The sequence below is a fragment of the Nostoc sp. genome, from assembly GCF_036917455.1.
In the GTDB taxonomy this organism is placed as follows: domain Bacteria; phylum Cyanobacteriota; class Cyanobacteriia; order Cyanobacteriales; family Nostocaceae; genus Nostoc.
Genome location: NZ_JBALDK010000170.1, coordinates 1 through 18,069, shown reverse-complemented (window position 1 = coordinate 18,069; position 18,069 = coordinate 1). Strand labels below are relative to the sequence as shown.

Sequence of the window (18,069 nt, the reverse complement as noted above, 5' to 3'; positions counted from 1 at the left end):
CCTACGCAACTGCATTTTTAATTAAATATCCTGAAATAATTAGCCCAGAGTCATCAACTCCGGTATTCACTATCTCACGGTCAAAATCCAGTTTGTAAAAGGTGTAACCTTTTTCCTCATTTCGCCCTGGATCGTACATTAACGGGTGATTGCGAAATACATAAGTATAGCCAAAGCCGGGCTGCATGATGTTGATTACGCCATCTGGACGGTAGGGAAGGCGATCGCCATTTAGTGCCGCAGGATTGGTATAGCCAAGAATAATATCTTTATCCATAATCCGAGTCCGCACCCCTGCAACTCTTCGCAAAGCTTTTACAACTCGCACGCGAGACAATCCCAAGATATTTGCCAAAGCATCTTCAGTTAGTTGGGGGATTACTCCGTTCGGGGCGGTTGATGTAAAGTTACGGGCAAATTTGGTAGCAAAAGCATCAAATGCCGTTTGCCCAAAAAGCCCAACATTAGGATCGACTCCAATTTGCCCACTTACGGCACTTTTAGCCGCGCGAATTACGGGGTCTGGATCTACAGATGCTTCATTTAATTGGGAACCGGAGGATAGAGTAACGCGGTTAGTTGTGGCGTAGTTAGCAACCGTAGTTGCTCGTACTGCTGCTTGAATTTCATGCATCAAACCAGCACGACTCATTACCGCCTTGGCTGCCATATCACCCCAATTAATTCTGAGGTTTGCCATCTCATCACGCTTTTTATCAGGAAGTTTATATTTGATGCCTTTGGTTTTTAATTGGAATGGCCTACCGAAGAAGGTATCTTCAATCTCTGGGTAGTCCGTACCATCAGCGCGGTTGTCGTCAATTTCTTCGTAAGCAGAATCATCAAACGAAACAATTTGACCGCCGTAAGTGTTAACTTCTGCTAGCGGGTATAAAAGTTTCATCACATATTCGGGTTGAATATAGCCTTGCGCTAATTGCGTCAAGGGCATATTTATACCTAATCGGGCTTCGTATAACGAGGTAGGCATATTCTATTGATTAAGAAAGAGGGAAGTAGGAAGAGGGAAGAAGGATAATAAAATTAGAAATAACTTCTAACTTCTTCCTTCAAACATCATGAGTCATAGAGAACAGTTCATCTGGAAACGTGGAGTTCAACTTTCTGTTTCTTGTTATCAATTAACCAAACATTTTCCTCACTCCGAATTGTATGGTTTAACTAGCCAGATCAGGCGATCTGCGGTTTCTGTGCCATCAAATATTGCAGAAGGATACGGACGGGTAAGTAAAGCAGAATATATCAGGTTTTTACAAATTGCTTTGGGTAGTTTAAGAGAATTAGATACACAGCTAATCATCGCCAAAGAAGTAGGGTTAACTGGGCTAAATAGCTCTGAATTATTTACTTCTGTCATGAAAGACGTGGACGATTTACAGCGCATTCTGGTATCTACCCTCCAAAAACTACAAAACAATTAACTCATCCTTCTTCCTACTTCCCTCTTCCTCCTTCCTTAGCTCTTGGCAAATATATAAATTTCTACAAATTGTCCGGCGGCGGTTGCTAACTGCCCTTTTTTAAGTCGGGCGGCAACATTCATTCCTGTTGTCCACGGAATAACCCGTCCCTGAGAGTCGGTCATAAGGCGGGTTTCTGTACCATCGATTGCCGCACCTGCTTCGGCGATCGCGCTCTCGCCAAGGACAACACGTCCAGCGTAATTAGCTTTAATATTTTCGTCTGCCACGCCCATAATTATGGCGTTTGCCCCAGCTTGAGCTTCATCAAAAGTCACCCCCCGCTTGGCTGTAATATCAGCTGCGGGGACTACGGTAGCGACACGAGTTGAGATTTGTTGTTTAGTCATTGGTCATTGATCATTGGTCATCAGATAACTAATACAGAATCCTTAATGCCAGCATTGCTTCTGAGTAGTTGGCCACAATAGTTGGATCTTTGCTATTTTTCACGCACCATCCCACCACTGCTTGATGCTGCTGCACTGATTCGCTTGTTGCACCGGGAAGACTTCGCACTCCTTCACTAAATTCAGGGTTTACAGGATCGGACTCATCGCGGACAATTGTGCCATTGAAATTCCATACAGGGCGATCGCTAAATTCAGCCATCAACGCTTGGCGCGGGGTTTTCTTCCCAGTTGATTGACTAAATTCAACTTCGGTGGTGTTTGGAGTATTCAGTAGTAGGGTGATGGTATCTTCACGTTTTACAGCTTTTACTTTCCCTTCACCTACCAATCCTTCTACGAAGCTTTGCACTTCACGGTATTCTAGAGCGCGTTCGCGGTTGGCGATCGCCTCTTCACGAGCCGTCAAGTCAGCAGCTTTTTGCTCTAATTCCTCACTCATATCTGTTGAAGCTCCCTCCATCAGCACGCTATCAAGTGCTTTTTTCTGTTTGGGGGTTGGCTTATTCCCGCCAATAATCCCATTGATTTCGATTTCACTTAGCCCTGAAGCCGTGGCAACATCACCCACTGACATCTTCATTTTCTTCATCAACGATTTGTAGTCCATACCTTCTGCCCAATCAGAACTGTTGCCCTCCTCATCCTCATCTTCATCCGTTGCATCTGATTGCAATTGCGCTACCTGCATCTGCAACTGCATTATTTGATTGTTTTTCAAGACATCGGATGCCGCCATATCCCGCAGAGCATTAATCTGCTCAGTAGGAAGAACGCGATCGGCTGTTTCCACATCTTCTTTTTCGATCAAATACTCGCGGTATCGCTGGAACAAATCAGCAGCGATCGCCCAAGGGGAACTTACACCTACGTACATACCAAAGTTGATTACTCCTTCTTCTCTTTCGTCAAAGCTGATTGCATAAGGGTCGAACTCCTCCCAATCGGATGGCGGTTCTGGTGGTGGGGCTAATCCTTTGCAAGCCGGTGGGGTTGCGCCCAATCCTGCAATATGGCGCAAGCTCCACTTACCTGGGTAAGGGTTATTTGGGCTATTGGGAAGGTAAAAACTGGAGCTTACAGAGTGGATTTGTTTATCACGCACCCATTGGGCAAAATCACGCGATACTTTTTCAAATCCCGCGTAGAGGCGATCGCCTGCTCGTCTCAAGTTGACAGGAATGCCGTGGCACAACTCTTTAGCTTTAGATACTGTCTTGTCCGTATAACTCCCTATGTCGTGCCCAATTTCTTGACTAACTATTAGTGGGGCGCGGAAGGATTGGGGATTGTAAGTGTCAACAACTTCTTGTAAATTGGCAGGGGTAATTGTGGTCATCACGCCGTTTGATGCTGGGCGCGATCCTGCGAGGAATATTTCTACTTCATACAAGTTAGGGGTTGCCAATTTTACCAAATTTTAGTTTAGAGTTTTGCTTAAAATAAGATAAAACACGCTATCTTGGTAAGGCTTGCCTTCCTACCATCATCCTATGCTTGCAGTGTCTAAATTGACTGAGTACCCGCCTTCTGCGACTCTTAAGCGTATAAGAATGCAAAAAAACTTAACTCAGTCTGAACTTGCGGTGATGCTAATTCAGTCTGGGCATAATATTAGTAGTATTTTTATTAGTAAATTTGAATCAGGACATTCCAAGCCGTGGCCTGCTGCACGGAAGGCGATCGCTTGTGTGTTAGAAATGAGCGAAGATGAGTTATTTCCTGAAATTTAATGCCCTGCCTTCATGAACAAGATTTAGCGGAATTAGCGGGACTTCACATTACTGCTCAAAAAGCTAATATTCAAAATCAACGTACTCGACTTGGCGAGATTACCGAAGATTTAAGACAGTTAAAATCAAGCTCTGATTCTAACCTTTTAAGGCTGCAAGAAGCCCAGAACGCAGTTAACGATTTAGAGTATCACCTCAATGGCAGAGTTAGGCGAAGTCTTCTTGAAGATGAAGCGACAGAATTACAGAAAAATGGACTAAATCCAAATCGACTCAAACGTGTTAGAGAGTCTTTGAAAGATGACGGAGAGTTGGTCAAAGACCCAGATTTAGATGTAGCGGAAGTTCGCACCAAGGTAATGGAGGCGCTGTACAAGGAACGACAGCAATTTGTATTTGAAGATACTGCTCACGATAAAGATAAAGAAGGCAACTCAATACCTCGTTATGCCTCGGTGTTTGGCGCTCCTACCGTAAAGAAATTGAAAGAGGCAGGAGAGGAGGTGATATCTCTTGATTTGATGCTGCGTTCAATCTCTATGGTCACAGGTGGGGAATCTACCAAAAACCCAAATGATTATCTTGATACTGCTGGAACTGAGGTTAAAAAATCTCTGAGTGATGGAATTGAGCACCATCATATTTACAACAATGTATACGTAGACGAGAATGGCAAGGTCAAACCTAACTCGGTAAGATTTTTTCGCAATCCCAGCACTGGCGATATTGAAATGCAGGTGATTCCAGAATACTGGAATAGCGAAAAACATGGGCGTAATACTCAATTTATTGAATTGATGGATGGAGCGCACTCAGGCGATGACACGGCAACGCACCTGCATTATTACAAGCTAGATGGAGATGATGATGCGTTTGTTAGGCAAAAGATCAGGGACAAAGTCAGCGAAATCGTTAGCGCCAACACCGCTAAAGTTCCTAAATTAGAAACTGAATTGAAAGAACTTTCCTCGCGCCGCGCCGATCCTAAAGCTTATGAAGATAAATTGTTGGGTGAAATCAATCTCCACAATTCTCAAATAGAACAATTAAATCAAGGTGAGGCTAAGTACGCTACCCCTAACAAGTCGGGGTCAATGGTGAAAAATAAAGGATTGAGCCCCGTTCAAGAGGCAGAATTAGCTAAAATTAGAGGCGATCGCGCTACCATCAAAAAAACACAAGACAAAGTACAAAAAGCCTTAGATGAACATCGTAGCTTTGTTAATATTGAGTCTGATATTAAAGAGTGGGAGCATGTTGCAGGCGACACCGAGTCCAAGGCTAAAGCTATTAAATTAAATGTCAAATTCCCAACTGTTGATTTTGATACCAAAGAGGCGGCTAAAAATGCTAAATTCCAATTGGAAAGTGATGCTAAAGAGTTAAGAATTAAAGCTAAAAATAGTAAACAGGTATTGCGCGACAAGGGTTCTGTTGACCAACAGATTAAAGACAAATTCGCCAAATTACAAGAAGCCAAGGATTTAGCGTCTTTAACAGAGCAGCAAGCAATATCGATTTACGAAAAAAGTAATGGCTACCTTCACTTCGACAAAGGCAGCCAAGAAAGCCAAGATTATTCAAAATCACGCCCGAAGATGAATGCTGAAATTCATAAACTCAATGCTAGGCAGGCTGTTGAAGAGCTGGAGTCCCAGCATGGCGACAACTCGATAAAAGCTTTGCAAGATATTGCACGGAGCAATTATAGGCGCAATCTATTTTACAATTTAAAACCGCTAGTAGATAAAGTGGCGGGAACGTTATGAGTAGGATAGATTGAATTCTGGTGCATCCATTTTCAAGGTTTGAAACAACATGGATCTCACTTCTTCGTCCATGTCCTCAAGGTCGTCCATGCCGATCCTGATTTCATCATCATTTTCAGGATTAGGATAGTCAAACTCCACCCCTAACTTTTGACCAGAATTATGGTGATACCACCATCTACCATTCTGAATTAAGGAAAAAACAACTTCAATGCGATCGCCCAAATAATTGCAGTAAAAGCTTCTCATAAATCTACTCCTAAATCTACATTTAAAACTTGCTCAATCTTCCGCAGCGTCTCAAGAGCGATCGCCTCTTCTTTATTGTTGACGACCTTATACCAGTAAGTGCGGCTGATACCTACTGCATCGCACACCTGCGTTACAGATAACCCAGATTTTTTGATGGCAGTCGCGATCGCCTCCGAGAGCAAGGGAAGCTCAATTTCTTTGCGTTCGATTTTCCGAACCTTCACTGATTTTCGCCTCTTGCTACTTCTTCAATATAACTGCAAAGTAGCCAGTTGACAAGTATAAAATAAACGTTTATATTAAGAGATATAGAGAAGCGCTTCCGTCTGGACAACTAAAGCGCTTCTCTACCCACAATATTCATGAGGATCTTTATTATGTCTCAATCACTGTTTGAAGTTCAACTAGTCAACTCTACCGCGATTCGTTTGGTTGCATTCTCTGAAAATACCCTGCGGGTTATTTTTCGTAGCGGTTCAGCCTATGATTACTCTGGTGTCAGTCGAGAAGTGTTTGAGCAGCTTGCAAGCGCTGAGTCTGTAGGCACTCAGTTCCAATCAATCCGCAATGCATATCAGTTTACACGAATAGAATCGTCGCGAGTACAGAATTTCTTGATGGCAGTCTTAGAAGCCTCCCTTGGCGATCGCCTGATAGTTGCAGATAACTAGCAAGGGGTAGCTTTTGCCTTCTCTTTGATTTGGTCAATAGTAGAAGGCAAGACAATTTTATAACCACCTGGAGACTCGCGGGAAACTTTACGCATAGTTTCCATATATTCATCAAGTATTGGCTCAGATAGGTAATCATTTTTTAAATCGTGCGTTGCATCAAGGGAATCTTTCATTGCCTTCCAAGTCTTCTCTTTTTGTTCGTAGAGGCGATCGTAGTCAGCATCAGTTATGTTGCCAATGCCAGCTTCCTCAATGATTGAATTTAATTCACCGACTGATTCACGGTATTTTAAAACAGCATCTAACGCTGCTTTGTCAGTGGGCGCAAGCGTTCTGTTCTTGAGCTTTTCTAGCTCATCATCTGGCGAAACTTTAATTGGGGATAGTTCTGTATCATTAAGTTTATATTTCAATGTTGGTGATTTGGCAGTTTGAGTATTAGCTATTAATAGTTTTTCTAATTCTTGCAGCTTTTGTGATGCATTTAGTTTATTCGACACCCCTCTATCAAGTTGCAATGCAGAGACTAGGGAGAGGGCAAAGGGCTTATTTTTGTATTTTCTTTTTAATTGTTCAACAGTCGCATTGTAGGCGTTAGAGGTTGATAAATTCAGTAGCTTTAGCTTGCTGACATCTTCTAGTAATCTTTGCGCCTCTGTTGATTTTCCCCCCTGTATTTGGTTTGCAACGTATTGCTGAATGTCGGAGTTTTTGATGTCGGGCATGGGAATAAATTTCCCAGTATGAGGATCTCGCCAACGTCCTTGTTTGTCGATTATGTATTCAGCAAATTCTACAAAAGTTTCAAATTCTGAATTTTCAACAACATCTGCCAGTCTTACATAAACAAGATTACACAAACATCCTGTACGACAATCACACCTCTGTGTAGGATAAATTACCTCATCAATTGGGAGAACACCCATAGCAGCGTACTGAGGGCACTGCTTGCAGTGATAATCGCTTTCACCCAACACCCTATACGCCCCATCCAAGCCCGATCGCTTTGCCGCTTGTTTCTCCCCACGAAAATATGATACTTTGGCGGCTTTGGCGTACATTCTGGCACGTATTTTAAATTGAGCGGGTGTCATCACACCGTTTGTTAGGTCAACGGCAAAGTTCCGCAGATATTTGTATTGATTTTTAAGCTCACGGGCGATCGCCAAGTAATCTTCTTTTTGTACTTGCGCTTGTCCCCCGACACCTAATAAATATTGCTGAGTGTGGAGAATTTTGATACTTTGGGCAAATTGCTCTTGCCAACCTCTTAAAGTGATTTTACCGTTGAGAAGTAAATCACCTAATTGCTGTAAATCTTGGTTTACTTGGATGATCCTGAGTTGGGTGAGAGAGGCGATCGCTTGTTTTGATAAAAATTTACCGGAGAGGCGATCGCGGTAACGGCGCGATTGCGGTTCCCATTGATATTGGGGATTTTGGGTGGCAGTAGCAAAGTCAAATATCAAAGCTTTTTCAAGTAATGTTTTGTACCAAATTGAGTTTTATAACCGTTTTTTTCTTCCGATGGTGTTGGGTTAGTTGCCTCCATTGGTTGGTATTTATCATTTTCAACCAATTTAGCAACGTATTTATCGAAATCTGTAGCAGAAACGCGATCGCCTAGTGCTTCCCGAATTTTTTCTATAGGTACTAAGTTGTCATATTTGAATTCGTCGTTCAACCTTTTGTAAGCAATATCAGCATTCTTGGTAAAGTCTGATTCATCTTTAATTTTTGCTCCTTTTTGCAAAACTCTTGCAGTCCCCATTCGATCTAATGAAGGGGGGTTATCTAAAAGTTTAGAAATTTTTTCAGTTTTGCCAGCAAGTTTTTTTTCTAGGTCATCTTTACTAATTTCTAGAGTTGCATAAGTTCTTAATCCACTGCCTGGTGTTTGCAAGCTATCTTGTAGTTTTTCTCTATTACCCGATGCTAGGCTACCACCCTTGAATTGCAGTAAATCATTAGCTTGCATATCTTTCATGTATTCATCAAATTTATCTCTAGATACAGTCTCACCTAACGATTCGCGAATTTCGTGTATTGGCACAAGATTGTCATGCTTATCTGCTAATTTGCTGTAAGCGTAAAGTGCGGCATCTTCAAAATCTTTGGTAGTTCTAATTGAATGTATGCGTTTATCGGAGTTTGGAGCATCGCCTGAATCTTGTGTTTGATCAGCTTTTAACGCTATTTTTTCCTTTTCCGTGTCAGGAATATCACTAACCGAAAGAGCGGTGATTTTGTCTGAAAATATTTTCTGCGCTGTTTTGTAAGCTATTCGTACTCCTTTCTCGCCAGTCTCTCTGGACGTATCAGCACCTATCCTGATATCCACATATCCAGAATGATCATCATTAGCTGGGCGGATTTTTGCTTGGATATACCTCTCTCCTTCTTTGCTATAAAATTTATCTATTGAGGTATCTCTCCCTACTTCTGCTGTATATTTAATTCCCTCCGCGACTTTTGATATATATTCTTTGTCAAGAGTCGCAGCTATATCACCATTTGCTTTCTTGAAAACCATTCCACCATTTTCAGTATTAGTAACCGATATCTTTTCGCCTTGTCGATCTCTATAATTCTTCGTCACTGATACACCAATAGGCGTTTTCGCTTTTTCTGTATCAGAGACATCATTTTTTGAAGTAGTTGTTTTTTTGGTATTAGATTTAGGTGTAGTGGCCTTTGTTTTATTACTACTTTTAGCAATTAAAGAAGCAATAGCTTGTTTCTGATCTAGAGTTGGTTCTTTCCTGCATTGCAGTCCTTTCTTGATACATGAGAACCCGCAAGAAGTACTATTAACACAATTCTTTTTCTTCTTACTACCACCAAACATTTTAGATGCGGCAAACTCTAATTCTGTAAAATCAGCATCATCTAAATCACTGGGATTTTTTAGTTTATAGCTGATGTTATCTGGGGTAATTGTAAATTGATAGCGCTTGGTAATAGTGGGTGAAACTTGGTCAAGAAATACTCCAGTTATTGAAGATCCATCATTTTCAACATCTTCCAATCCCGTAATCCCATCGGTGTAGGTAGATTCGAGGATTTCTTTAATCTGGTTTCCCGCCTCATCAAAATTGAGAGGGAATAGAGAAGCGATCGCCCCCAACTCCCAGTCATTGGTTTCCGAAAACTCTAGCTTTTGAATATGGTTGTATAAACCTAGGAATAATTCAGCGATCGCCATCTTCAGCACCAATTAAATTTTTAACATTATCACTAACTTTATCTTCCCAGTCGTCTACTGCTACTTGGATGTCTTTAGGATCGGTAGAGGCGATTTGAGCAAATTCCTCATCCTCCAATATTTCACCTTCAATTTGGATTGGTTCACCAAATTCTAGTTTGGCAAGGAGTGAGTCAAGCCTTTGAATGTGAGGGGCGATCGCCTCTTCTACTACTTTGGTAATTGCTTCTTCCGAAAAATTGGGACTAGGGGGTATTAATGTAAAAAATTCTGATAATGTTTCTTTAATATCTGACAGTTGCTCACTGAAATCTTGGGGCGAAGATTTACGATATTGACTCAACTCATTTAAATCGACTTCTTTGATACCACCAAAGTAATCCGGGGGCATCTCACGCAAGTAAGCGGATTTTGCCTCTTCTTCTAAATCAAAACCAGCCATGTACTTTGGTTCATCGTAGTCCCCATCTTCTGGAGATAGTTGGTCTACTTTGAATAGGCGATCGCTTGGTCTGCCACCATCGAAAAAAGCGGGCGCAAGATAGACATCAGGGGCTTCTCCTGTATTATCTCGATAACCCCTTATATGTCCGTAACCCGATCGCAACTTCCGAGAATTGCGACGACCAGGAAAGCGAACCTCACCAGGGCGATATTCTAGTCCAATGTCAAAATTGTTCCACTTGATGACTTGATGGATGATTGAGCCAAAGTCTAGGGATCGGGTGCTGGAGATCGGGTGTTGGCGCTCCATTAAAAGTTGATATACAGTCGCTTCAAACGCCCCATCTATCTCAGCTTCATCAAACTGGGAGTAGTCGGTATCAGGGTCGAACTGTTGGGCGATCGCCCTTTTGAAATCAAGACTGTTGGCTAGCATTTTGTTCTTTTAGTTGTCGCAATCGGTTTTCTACTTCTTGTCGATTGCATCCCGGGAAATAGTCTTTGGTGGGATTGGAAACCCCTTTTTCCTGATCGTAGAGAAATTCTATTAGCCCCCTCTCGAAAGGATCTTGCAAACCAGTTATAATTGGAAGATTGTCATAAATGTTTGAATATCTTTGTCTAACCCATCCTAAAATTTCCTCCAATTGTTTTAGGGTAGGATATCCATATATTTTAATTCCAGTAGTATCTAAAACAAATTTAGGTAATGGCATATTAAGCTATATTTCTCCCATTAATTTCAGTTCGCTGTAACCGCTTCTGAAAGGCGATCGCCGATAGGCGCACCACAGGTATCGCTCTTTTAAAATCAATGTTGTTTGTTATCATTGCTGTCTAAAGTCAGGGAAGACATACCTTGTCTGCGTAGCTCATCGTCACAAAAATCAATAGCTTTTCTAAAAAATTGAGATTCATCATCAAGTTTTATAGGTTCAACTTCTAAATTCTGTGATTCAGAATTGCCAACAAAGATTGGCAAAGCGGACCTCTCAAGTACTTTTAAATAAGCTTCAGAGGTACTAACATTAGCCTTAGCAAGAGCGATAATTATGGCGTAGGTTGCTTGCTCCCAAGTAATATTTCCATGCCGCCAATGTTCAATTGCTTGAAAAAATTGAGGGTGATTTTGCCCTAACTGCAAAATATATTTTTGTGTTAAGTCGTTGTAATTTAATGACTCTGCCTTGTTATCTTGCCTTTGCATAGCTTCTAGTAATATTTCTGACAAATCCATGATTAATACCTGCCTTTTCTAAACGTTTCTTGAATGCGATCGCTTTCCTTTCTTCATAAGAAGGAAGAAGTTCGGGGGAAGAGGGAAGAAGGCTAGAATCATCCCTTCTTCCCCCGAACTTCTTCCTTCTTCCTTCATCAAATCCTACATCAAAAGCCCCGCTATCCGCTCGCTGTTTCTCTTGTTCTGCTGCTGTCGATGCAGCATCCTCGTAAATATCACCATAAACTTCCTTGACAGCATCAGGCTTAATTTTATACCCGATAGTATTAAGGGTATTGTCCCGGTTAACTCTGGCGTTGAGGTCTTCTGATTCTTCCAATTCTGGGAAATTGCGCCAAATCATCGGCGGTTTAGCATCAGGTTCATTTAAAAAAGTTATCCACCGCGATAATTGCCTTAATGGTCCAGTGGAGATGCGATCGCTATCAAATTTCGCCAAATATATTGTGCTGCCGTCTTGGTGCGTTTGAGCGGCAGCACGAGAACCAGTATTGGCAGGAAGTTCAAGCGATAGGGTTTCACCAAGGACTAGTTTACTCATTTCAGAATTGCACCAGTCTATGGCCATCTGGTAAACATCGGTGGTGCTACTGCGTTGGGCTTCTAAAAATGCAGCCTCCCATCCTTGGGGAAGTGTGCCGTATCCGCCTCTGAGTATTTTCGCCAGTAAATTCGTAAATTCTTGACGCTGTGCTTCTGTTGCTTTCTCGCCAGCTTTGCCAAGTAGTGTAGGTTGGGCGTATTTATCCAGGTAGATGAGGCGCTGTTTGATAAGTTCTTTTTTGAATACTACTGCTAGCCAGTACAATACCCGCCCTAAGCCAATACCCCACGGATTATCATTACGTCTTCCGTAGCTGTGGCAAAGTATACGCCTAGGGGGGACTGTATCACCAGTAAACATATCCCCTTGAGAAAGTATCCTGATTTCGTAACCTCGGTAATAGCCAATTGAATTGGATTTTTTATCTTGGGGCAACGCAAATCTAAACCGATGATTGGGTTTTGGAGTAACATCTTCTATATAGGTTGTCTTGCCGTCAATATTCCACTTCAATTCGAGGAATCCATTTCCCCGAAGTAGTGGGTAAGAATTTAAGTCTGAGCAGAACTGATCAAAATCAAAGCCTAAGTCATCACTTCCCGCCAAGGATGGGTTATAAGTCATGCCTTCCAAAACGTCAGTGACTATATCAGCTGCTTTTTTATCAATCTTGCTCTCTGACGCGGGCTTTACTTTCCATTCACGGCAAACCACATTGCGATCGCGTGCCTCAAGTACAGCTTTTGCATGGGCATCTTTGAGTATCAAGTCGTACTGGTCAGCATCGCCCGCAAGTTGGTAAAGTAACGTATCATCAGGCGTAGTGATATTGCCAAACCCGTTAAATAGATAATATCTGGGGTCAGATTGGGCTGATGCGATTTCGTCGGTGAGTTTTGCAGATAAGGGCATTGGCGATTGCTGGAAGCTTGATAGAAATTATACTCGTTACAACAGAGATATTATCGAATACCTTTATCTATGCTTGCAAGGCTATTTCAGAATTTACGGGAATACCAGATTGGGCAAGAGAGCCTGAAAAGTGCTAGTTTGATTTTTCCGCGAAAGGCGATCGCCCCAGATGTTGCTAAGGTGCGATTGATGTTAAGTTTAGTACAAAAGGCGATTAATGGCGATCGCGGTGCGGTGACTGATGCGGATCTGGGTATTGGCACGCCTGATTATGAAGTGTTGATTTAGTAATTAGCGATCGCAACCTTGCTTAATCGTCAATTAAATTATTCTGATAATTGTCAAACCATTCACCCTGCAATCTTTCTTCCTCTTCTACCTGTTTGGCAAAATAAACCTCCAGTTTGCGATCAATATATTTCCGCGCAGCAATAAAAAATACTACCAAAAAGCAAAATACAAGCAACTTAGTCATAGCGATCGCCGATATCCTTTCGACTTAAGCCAACCCATCGCGGATCAGTTGAGCTATCACCGCGTCCCTTACGTACTCACTACGATTAGGAAGCGATCGCAACACTCGATCAATTTCTACAGGAAATTTTGTGCAGATAGGGGAATCTGCTAAAGAGTTCGGCTTATCAATAAATCTACCTTTTTCGTCTCTGTTTGGCGACATAAAATATTTTTCTATTTTCCTTAGTATACTATGGACAATCCGTGGTATACCAAATATAATAGAGATATCACCCACCAAGGAGCCGCCGATTATGACCGCTACAACCGTTGACAACTACCAAGACTTGAGCCTCGCTGAATTGGCTGAATTGTTTGCTGAAGCTGACCGGATTGGCAGCAAGTATCAAGATGATACCCATGTGCCTGATTGGGAAAAGGAGGCGATCGCCAACGCGGTTGCTGACGATTATGTGCCCGATTGGATGAAGGAGTCAGTCGCCAATGCGGTTGTTGAATAGTCGGTTTGAGAATCAATTGAGCCGTGGCTTTGATAAGTCACGGCTTTTTTGTTTTTGATAGTTGACGATCGCCCTGCGTTGCCGAGTCGAACGGCATACCACGTTCCTTGGCAAACGTTCAATCGAATACGTTTACTAAGGCGAGAATGACTGCCCGTCAATATCCTCCCACTGGATACAGGGGCGATCGCTTCAATCCATATTATCAATTTAGAAGCAAACCGATAATATAAAAAGTCTTATTATCAAAACCATAAATACAATTAGCCGTATTGTCCAAACTTAATTTGTTTGTGTGCAATCGTTTTACGGTTTTATCCCCTATCCAAGCCATTTTTCTGTTTTCAATATTTTAGGATAGTGTTTGAAGTAATTGAAATAATTCAATAATTCGTCATCAGTAATCCAATACAATCCTGTTGCACCAAATCTACCAACTTCAATTTGATGCCATATACCTGCACGCCAATAGCGAAACCATTGATACCTTGCAAACAAATTACTAATACCCCGATATTGCCCCATAAATCTCTCTTTCCCCGCCAACGCTAAACCCAAAATCTCCAACCTCGTATTCTTCCATTGTCAAGGATAAGCTATCAGCGTAGTCTGGACTGTCTACCCCACGCCGTCGCATATCTTCCTTGCTCTCAATCAAGATTTTCCCTGTGCTGGTGCGCTTACCAAGTGGTTGTGACAGTTGAGCTATTAGCGTGGAGTTATTAGGAATTGAGATGAGTTCTTCTAGGGGGTGTTGGGTAATGTTATTTACATGGTCATAAGTTTTGCGGAAGCGATCGCGCATTAATCCCCAGAGTTCAGCACGTTTATTTGCAAACTTTTCAGCACTAGTGCGCGATTCACCATCCCACTCGCGATCGCTAGGGCGAGATGCACCATGTACCGCAGTAAAGGTAAATTCCAAATCTTCAATCAAGCTAAGAGTTGCGTCTACACCTTCGCCCAAGCCATCACTATCAAAGTTAAGGTGAGGTAGATTAAGGGATATCATCAAATCTCGAACCTTGTAGGCTGACTCGGCTGTGTTTAAATTGCGCCAAGCGATCGGACTTGCGACGACTGGCCCATGACGCACAGTGAATACGCTTTGATTTTTACCAGTGGTGGCAACATCTAAACCAGCTGTGGGTATTTTGGATTGGGGGAGGTCAATGGCGATCGCTGCTTGTACCCATTTGGCGGGGATGAACACACCCTCTACAGATGCGCCAAAATCAATGTCTATCTCGCTAGCAACAATCACGGGGTCAAACCTTGCCTTCATTTCGTTGTACCAGCGATCGCTCTTGCGCGGGTCTGATTTCCAATGAAAGTAAAATTTACACTGTTCAGGGTAAGTCATCCACTTTTTATAGAATGGGTTCCCAATGCCGTTAGCCGAGGAAGTATAGAAAATGACATTGGTGTTGTTAGACAAAGCGGCCTCAACTTTTGCCGGACGCATTATGAAGCCGGCTTCGTCAAGATCGTATACACTACTGCGCCCTCCGCGTCCGATCGAATCTCCCGCTTCTGTTGTTATAGTCGAGCCGTTACTAGGGTTGATTAATTTCATAAAGTTGTCGTGTTTACCCCAGTCAAAATCTTGGGGTAGCATCCATTTTGGTAAATTACGCAGCAAAAAACGCGCTTTCTCCATAATTGAATCTAAATCACCGATTCTGTCTACTAGATCCTGCTTCCTGCTACCAAATGACCCTTTATAACCATTTTCAAACATCCACCACCATACCTGAGAAACCACATTAAGCCAAGTAATTCCCATGTCTCGACTCTTAGCTGTAATACCATTTTCATTAAGCGATCGCCTTTGTTGTCGCCATTGCAAATATTCAACTTGGCGAGGAAACAGCCCAAAAGGTACGATTGAGGGTTTGATGCGCGGATCATACGTCCATACCCAATCATTTACCCAAGTGATAATATCTTTAGAACAGTACTCAATGGCGATCGCTTGCTTCCTTGTGTCGTTACCAATGGATTTAACTAGGTTGATACGCCTAATAATTTCCTGTCTTAGTTCTATCGATTCCATAGTTTAAACATGAATCAATCCATAGAATTATTAATAAAAGCATCTTTAATTTGCAAAAGTAGATTTATTGATGACTGCGTTAGAGCGGTAACGCCAGGTGTTTTTCTAGATGCACTGATGTACTGCCTATAAGTTTCATCTTTCAACCTTGCTGTTTTAACAAAAGTCCGATTTTGTTTTTCAGATACCTGTATCTTAATCCATTAACTTGATGTACGTATCCATTATTTTCTAAAGCGTAAGCAATTTCTTTGAGTTGCGCTTGAGTAATACCAAGGCGATCGCCTGTTGCTATTATTTCGTCTACTAAATCTAGAAGTTCTTCAATGGTATCTATATCTTTATTTTTTAAAGCAAAATAGGTACTATAAGAAATTTGATTTAACCTCTCCAGTGGAATACCTGACTTAGTTGAAGCCCTTTGATTCCATAAATTGCGCCTCCATTGTTCAACAATCGGCATAGCTTAACCACTCACCGCATCTTTGTACTGTTGTTGCAATTCTTCTAGTGAAATTTCTTTGAGGCGATCGCGTTCTTCTTCTACACCCGTCATCTCTGTTTCATCAACAATGTGACGTGGAAGTTCAGCGCGAAGTTGAGTTAACCTCATTAACCCAAATGATGCTTGTATTTTAATAGCTGCCCCTGGCTTAGTGGGATTCTTGACAGCATCTCTAAGAGCATTTCTAGCTAATGCCATATCTGATAAACGCTCACCACCATCAAGAGCTATCAGCTTGCTTGGTGACTCCGGGGAGATAATTTGAACGTCTTCTGGTGCAATAGTTTTGATGTCAGGGGAATCTTGGGGGGATTTGGGGGGATTGCGGGGGGAAAACGAGTCGCACCAATCACGGATGGTTCTTGGGGGGACATTAGGATACATTGGGTAAAGTTCTCGCGGCGTTTTACCTTCCTTGTAAAAATTGATGACTTCATTTTTTAGGTGTTCCCAGCGCGATCGCCTTGCCACAAAATTCCTCTGCTAGTTTCCCTCTAGTTTACCCTTCCACCGTAGGTATCGCACCTAATCAACTCTAGAACCAGTACAGCACCTTGGTTTCGTATTCATCTAAAAACTCCCAAGCAGTTTTATTCCATTTTGCATCAGCGAGAGCGTTGTGTTCGCCCTCGCCTTGAATTGGTAGCTCTGGATTCCCTAGATAATTACTCCATTGCTTGATATCTCGACAGTACATCGGGAATCCTTTCGGCAAGTCCATCATGGTTCCAAAAAGTTGGCAGAAGCAAACCCAATCATAGTCTGCGTAGTATGCCCAGATTTCTGGTTTTCCTTCAATTTTTAGGTTTTTTAAGGATTCAAAGGTATGGCGATGAAGCGCCTCTTCCTTTTCGTTCTTCAAAAATCCCATTACATCAAAAGCGATCGCGTCTTTCGTTTTCCATGCAGGATCATTGCGCGGCGGCAACTGAGAAATAACATTTTCTTTTACCCAACCACTAGCTTTTTCTAATTCACAGTTCCAATTAACCGCATAATATTCACGCCCATCTTGAGCAACAATACCAATAGAGATGAGATCTATTGTGCGTCCATCTTCAATAAACTCTGTGTCAAACCAGTAACGCATACTTCACCTGCTAAATATATCTTCTGAATTAAGCAATTTGTTTTCTACGTCAGTTGATAGCTTTCAAAAAATAAACATCATATTCTACAGTTTTCCCGCCAAAATTTGCATATCGGAAAGCGATCGCCTCAGGACGCAAAACCTTAAAATTATTGCAGTCTGATGGTAGGGCAATAATCATGTCAGGTATTTTCTCAAGCAAGAATTTGCGATCCGATGCCGGAAGGTTGCAAAAAAACTCAATCAAATTACTTTTTGTATATTTTGAATTGACGACACGAAAATACCCCTTCATTTGATGCAACTCAACAGCACGCGATCGCGCATCAATAAAATCCCTGAGAGTAAATCGTTCTGACTCAGGGCGATCGTTTGTTAATCCTGTTATGAATTGGAAGCTTTTGAGGGAGAAATTAATGCGCTCTTGAGATTTAATCACAGGCGATCGCCCCTATTCTTCAGAATCCAAGTCTGGAGGTATCGGTAAATTACACCAAGCAATGACCGCATAGTTAGAATATTTGTCTTCTAAAAAGCACCATTCTTTGTTTGAAAAGTCGTAATATCCAAGGGTAACTTCTCGATGAATATACCCGTTTTCGCCTACCCATACAAGAACAATAACTGAATGCTTCTGCTTGCGCGTACCCAATCCATTAGATTGAAGCGCTGGAAGACCATGCTTGAATCTCTTAGAGAGGTTTTCTTCGATTCGTCAGAATCGCAGAAAACCTCTTCAGGTATGGCTTAGAGTAAGTTTGACAATGTAGAAAGCCC

General features: G+C 42.0%; 25 protein-coding genes. 6 read left to right on the top strand and 19 right to left on the bottom strand.

Features of this window, described 5'->3' with window-relative positions:
• Position 1: 1 nt before the first annotated feature.
• On the bottom strand, positions 2-991 hold the full coding sequence (locus V7K42_RS17945) for a hypothetical protein (protein WP_334918376.1): 990 nt from the start codon (positions 989-991) through the stop codon (positions 2-4).
• An 88-nt stretch (positions 992-1,079) separates the two neighbouring features.
• Between V7K42_RS17945 and V7K42_RS17940 the strand changes: the two genes are divergently transcribed.
• Positions 1,080-1,442 carry a four helix bundle protein gene (locus V7K42_RS17940; protein WP_334918374.1) on the top strand — a complete coding sequence of 121 codons (363 nt, stop codon included), beginning with the start codon at positions 1,080-1,082 and terminating at the stop codon, positions 1,440-1,442.
• A gap of 35 nt (positions 1,443-1,477) precedes the next feature.
• Here V7K42_RS17940 and V7K42_RS17935 read toward each other — a convergent pair whose 3' ends face one another.
• Both V7K42_RS17935 and V7K42_RS17930 read right to left on the bottom strand, forming a co-directional pair.
• A complete protein-coding gene (locus tag V7K42_RS17935) occupies positions 1,478-1,831 on the bottom strand; it encodes a hypothetical protein (protein ID WP_334918372.1) in 354 nt (117 codons plus the stop codon).
• Positions 1,832-1,859: 28 nt separating this feature from the next.
• Positions 1,860-3,299 carry a hypothetical protein gene (locus V7K42_RS17930; RefSeq protein ID WP_334918370.1) on the bottom strand — a complete coding sequence of 480 codons (1,440 nt, stop codon included), beginning with the start codon at positions 3,297-3,299 and terminating at the stop codon, positions 1,860-1,862.
• Between the two features lie 85 nt (positions 3,300-3,384).
• On the opposite strand from V7K42_RS17930, the gene V7K42_RS17925 reads away from it, so the two are divergent.
• Together V7K42_RS17925 and V7K42_RS17920 are read left to right on the top strand one after the other, a co-directional pair.
• Positions 3,385-3,624 (top strand): helix-turn-helix domain-containing protein, encoded by a 240-nt coding sequence (locus V7K42_RS17925; RefSeq protein ID WP_334918368.1) that lies wholly within the window; start codon positions 3,385-3,387, stop codon positions 3,622-3,624.
• Positions 3,624-5,393, top strand: a complete 1,770-nt coding sequence (locus tag V7K42_RS17920) for a hypothetical protein (protein ID WP_334918366.1) — start codon at positions 3,624-3,626, stop codon at positions 5,391-5,393. The genes V7K42_RS17925 and V7K42_RS17920 overlap by 1 nt, the downstream gene beginning before the upstream one ends.
• Here V7K42_RS17920 and V7K42_RS17915 read toward each other — a convergent pair.
• Together V7K42_RS17915 and V7K42_RS17910 are read right to left on the bottom strand one after the other, a co-directional pair.
• The gene (locus V7K42_RS17915) at positions 5,388-5,642 is read right to left on the bottom strand and encodes a hypothetical protein (protein ID WP_334918364.1); all 255 of its coding nucleotides are present in this window, start codon (positions 5,640-5,642) and stop codon (positions 5,388-5,390) included. The genes V7K42_RS17920 and V7K42_RS17915 overlap by 6 nt on opposite strands.
• Positions 5,639-5,869 carry a helix-turn-helix domain-containing protein gene (locus V7K42_RS17910; protein ID WP_334918362.1) on the bottom strand — a complete coding sequence of 77 codons (231 nt, stop codon included), beginning with the start codon at positions 5,867-5,869 and terminating at the stop codon, positions 5,639-5,641. The genes V7K42_RS17915 and V7K42_RS17910 overlap by 4 nt, the downstream gene beginning before the upstream one ends.
• A 153-nt stretch (positions 5,870-6,022) precedes the next feature.
• On the opposite strand from V7K42_RS17910, the gene V7K42_RS17905 reads away from it, so the two are divergent.
• On the top strand, positions 6,023-6,316 hold the full coding sequence (locus V7K42_RS17905; RefSeq protein ID WP_334918360.1) for a KTSC domain-containing protein: 294 nt from the start codon (positions 6,023-6,025) through the stop codon (positions 6,314-6,316).
• Here V7K42_RS17905 and V7K42_RS17900 read toward each other — a convergent pair.
• The 6 genes from V7K42_RS17900 to V7K42_RS17875 form a co-directional block, all read right to left on the bottom strand.
• A complete protein-coding gene (locus tag V7K42_RS17900; RefSeq protein ID WP_334918358.1) occupies positions 6,313-7,788 on the bottom strand; it encodes a hypothetical protein in 1,476 nt (491 codons plus the stop codon). The genes V7K42_RS17905 and V7K42_RS17900 overlap by 4 nt on opposite strands.
• Positions 7,785-9,524 carry a hypothetical protein gene (locus V7K42_RS17895; protein ID WP_334918356.1) on the bottom strand — a complete coding sequence of 580 codons (1,740 nt, stop codon included), beginning with the start codon at positions 9,522-9,524 and terminating at the stop codon, positions 7,785-7,787. The genes V7K42_RS17900 and V7K42_RS17895 overlap by 4 nt, the downstream gene beginning before the upstream one ends.
• Positions 9,511-10,404, bottom strand: a complete 894-nt coding sequence (locus V7K42_RS17890; protein ID WP_334918354.1) for a hypothetical protein — start codon at positions 10,402-10,404, stop codon at positions 9,511-9,513. Before V7K42_RS17890 ends, V7K42_RS17895 begins: the two co-directional genes overlap by 14 nt.
• On the bottom strand, positions 10,385-10,684 hold the full coding sequence (locus V7K42_RS17885) for a hypothetical protein (RefSeq protein ID WP_334918352.1): 300 nt from the start codon (positions 10,682-10,684) through the stop codon (positions 10,385-10,387). The genes V7K42_RS17890 and V7K42_RS17885 overlap by 20 nt, the downstream gene beginning before the upstream one ends.
• Positions 10,685-10,779: 95 nt before the next feature.
• Positions 10,780-11,205: a hypothetical protein gene (locus tag V7K42_RS17880; RefSeq protein WP_334918350.1), complete on the bottom strand. Its 426-nt coding sequence runs from the start codon at positions 11,203-11,205 to the stop codon at positions 10,780-10,782.
• On the bottom strand, positions 11,159-12,664 hold the full coding sequence (locus V7K42_RS17875) for a phage portal protein family protein (protein ID WP_334918348.1): 1,506 nt from the start codon (positions 12,662-12,664) through the stop codon (positions 11,159-11,161). Before V7K42_RS17875 ends, V7K42_RS17880 begins: the two co-directional genes overlap by 47 nt.
• A 69-nt stretch (positions 12,665-12,733) precedes the next feature.
• Between V7K42_RS17875 and V7K42_RS17870 the strand changes: the two genes are divergently transcribed.
• A complete protein-coding gene (locus tag V7K42_RS17870) occupies positions 12,734-12,952 on the top strand; it encodes a hypothetical protein (RefSeq protein ID WP_334918346.1) in 219 nt (72 codons plus the stop codon).
• A gap of 22 nt (positions 12,953-12,974) precedes the next feature.
• Here V7K42_RS17870 and V7K42_RS17865 read toward each other — a convergent pair whose 3' ends face one another.
• Both V7K42_RS17865 and V7K42_RS17860 read right to left on the bottom strand, forming a co-directional pair.
• Positions 12,975-13,139 (bottom strand): hypothetical protein, encoded by a 165-nt coding sequence (locus tag V7K42_RS17865; RefSeq protein WP_334918344.1) that lies wholly within the window; start codon positions 13,137-13,139, stop codon positions 12,975-12,977.
• 24 nt (positions 13,140-13,163) lie between these two features.
• Positions 13,164-13,343, bottom strand: a complete 180-nt coding sequence (locus tag V7K42_RS17860) for a hypothetical protein (RefSeq protein ID WP_334918343.1) — start codon at positions 13,341-13,343, stop codon at positions 13,164-13,166.
• 91 nt (positions 13,344-13,434) lie between these two features.
• On the opposite strand from V7K42_RS17860, the gene V7K42_RS17855 reads away from it, so the two are divergent.
• The gene (locus V7K42_RS17855; protein ID WP_334918341.1) at positions 13,435-13,641 is read left to right on the top strand and encodes a hypothetical protein; all 207 of its coding nucleotides are present in this window, start codon (positions 13,435-13,437) and stop codon (positions 13,639-13,641) included.
• A 321-nt stretch (positions 13,642-13,962) separates the two neighbouring features.
• Here the strand turns inward: V7K42_RS17855 and V7K42_RS17850 are convergent, their stop codons facing one another.
• The 6 genes from V7K42_RS17850 to V7K42_RS17825 all read right to left on the bottom strand — a co-directional run bounded on the left by V7K42_RS17850 (position 13,963) and on the right by V7K42_RS17825 (position 17,731).
• The gene (locus V7K42_RS17850; RefSeq protein WP_334918339.1) at positions 13,963-14,166 is read right to left on the bottom strand and encodes a hypothetical protein; all 204 of its coding nucleotides are present in this window, start codon (positions 14,164-14,166) and stop codon (positions 13,963-13,965) included.
• Complete coding sequence (locus V7K42_RS17845; RefSeq protein WP_334918337.1) at positions 14,144-15,697, bottom strand: hypothetical protein; 1,554 nt, start codon at positions 15,695-15,697, stop codon at positions 14,144-14,146. Before V7K42_RS17845 ends, V7K42_RS17850 begins: the two co-directional genes overlap by 23 nt.
• Positions 15,698-15,839: 142 nt before the next feature.
• On the bottom strand, positions 15,840-16,160 hold the full coding sequence (locus V7K42_RS17840; protein WP_334918335.1) for a hypothetical protein: 321 nt from the start codon (positions 16,158-16,160) through the stop codon (positions 15,840-15,842).
• A 3-nt stretch (positions 16,161-16,163) separates the two neighbouring features.
• Complete coding sequence (locus tag V7K42_RS17835) at positions 16,164-16,673, bottom strand: hypothetical protein (protein ID WP_334918333.1); 510 nt, start codon at positions 16,671-16,673, stop codon at positions 16,164-16,166.
• Positions 16,674-16,737: 64 nt separating this feature from the next.
• On the bottom strand, positions 16,738-17,292 hold the full coding sequence (locus V7K42_RS17830) for a 3'-5' exoribonuclease domain-containing protein (RefSeq protein WP_334918331.1): 555 nt from the start codon (positions 17,290-17,292) through the stop codon (positions 16,738-16,740).
• 49 nt (positions 17,293-17,341) lie between these two features.
• Entirely contained in the window at positions 17,342-17,731 is a 390-nt protein-coding gene (locus V7K42_RS17825; protein WP_334918329.1) for a hypothetical protein, read from the bottom strand.
• Positions 17,732-18,069: the final 338 nt, after the last annotated feature.

Excerpts from the sequence above, each read along its gene's own strand:
- V7K42_RS17945 (WP_334918376.1), bottom strand. The coding sequence starts at position 991 with ATGCCTACCTCGTTATACGAAGCCCGATTAGGTATAAATATGCCCTTG.
- V7K42_RS17940 (WP_334918374.1), top strand. The coding sequence starts at position 1,080 with ATGAGTCATAGAGAACAGTTCATCTGGAAACGTGGAGTTCAACTTTCT.
- V7K42_RS17935 (WP_334918372.1), bottom strand. The coding sequence starts at position 1,831 with ATGACTAAACAACAAATCTCAACTCGTGTCGCTACCGTAGTCCCCGCA.
- V7K42_RS17925 (WP_334918368.1), top strand. The coding sequence starts at position 3,385 with ATGCTTGCAGTGTCTAAATTGACTGAGTACCCGCCTTCTGCGACTCTT.
- V7K42_RS17920 (WP_334918366.1), top strand. The coding sequence starts at position 3,624 with ATGCCCTGCCTTCATGAACAAGATTTAGCGGAATTAGCGGGACTTCAC.
- V7K42_RS17915 (WP_334918364.1), bottom strand. The coding sequence starts at position 5,642 with ATGAGAAGCTTTTACTGCAATTATTTGGGCGATCGCATTGAAGTTGTT.
- V7K42_RS17905 (WP_334918360.1), top strand. The coding sequence starts at position 6,023 with ATGTCTCAATCACTGTTTGAAGTTCAACTAGTCAACTCTACCGCGATT.
- V7K42_RS17895 (WP_334918356.1), bottom strand. The coding sequence starts at position 9,524 with ATGGCGATCGCTGAATTATTCCTAGGTTTATACAACCATATTCAAAAG.
- V7K42_RS17890 (WP_334918354.1), bottom strand. The coding sequence starts at position 10,404 with ATGCTAGCCAACAGTCTTGATTTCAAAAGGGCGATCGCCCAACAGTTC.
- V7K42_RS17885 (WP_334918352.1), bottom strand. The coding sequence starts at position 10,684 with ATGCCATTACCTAAATTTGTTTTAGATACTACTGGAATTAAAATATAT.
- V7K42_RS17880 (WP_334918350.1), bottom strand. The coding sequence starts at position 11,205 with ATGGATTTGTCAGAAATATTACTAGAAGCTATGCAAAGGCAAGATAAC.
- V7K42_RS17875 (WP_334918348.1), bottom strand. The coding sequence starts at position 12,664 with ATGCCCTTATCTGCAAAACTCACCGACGAAATCGCATCAGCCCAATCT.
- V7K42_RS17870 (WP_334918346.1), top strand. The coding sequence starts at position 12,734 with ATGCTTGCAAGGCTATTTCAGAATTTACGGGAATACCAGATTGGGCAA.
- V7K42_RS17865 (WP_334918344.1), bottom strand. The coding sequence starts at position 13,139 with ATGACTAAGTTGCTTGTATTTTGCTTTTTGGTAGTATTTTTTATTGCT.
- V7K42_RS17860 (WP_334918343.1), bottom strand. The coding sequence starts at position 13,343 with ATGTCGCCAAACAGAGACGAAAAAGGTAGATTTATTGATAAGCCGAAC.
- V7K42_RS17855 (WP_334918341.1), top strand. The coding sequence starts at position 13,435 with ATGACCGCTACAACCGTTGACAACTACCAAGACTTGAGCCTCGCTGAA.
- V7K42_RS17850 (WP_334918339.1), bottom strand. The coding sequence starts at position 14,166 with ATGGGGCAATATCGGGGTATTAGTAATTTGTTTGCAAGGTATCAATGG.
- V7K42_RS17845 (WP_334918337.1), bottom strand. The coding sequence starts at position 15,697 with ATGGAATCGATAGAACTAAGACAGGAAATTATTAGGCGTATCAACCTA.
- V7K42_RS17840 (WP_334918335.1), bottom strand. The coding sequence starts at position 16,160 with ATGCCGATTGTTGAACAATGGAGGCGCAATTTATGGAATCAAAGGGCT.
- V7K42_RS17830 (WP_334918331.1), bottom strand. The coding sequence starts at position 17,292 with ATGCGTTACTGGTTTGACACAGAGTTTATTGAAGATGGACGCACAATA.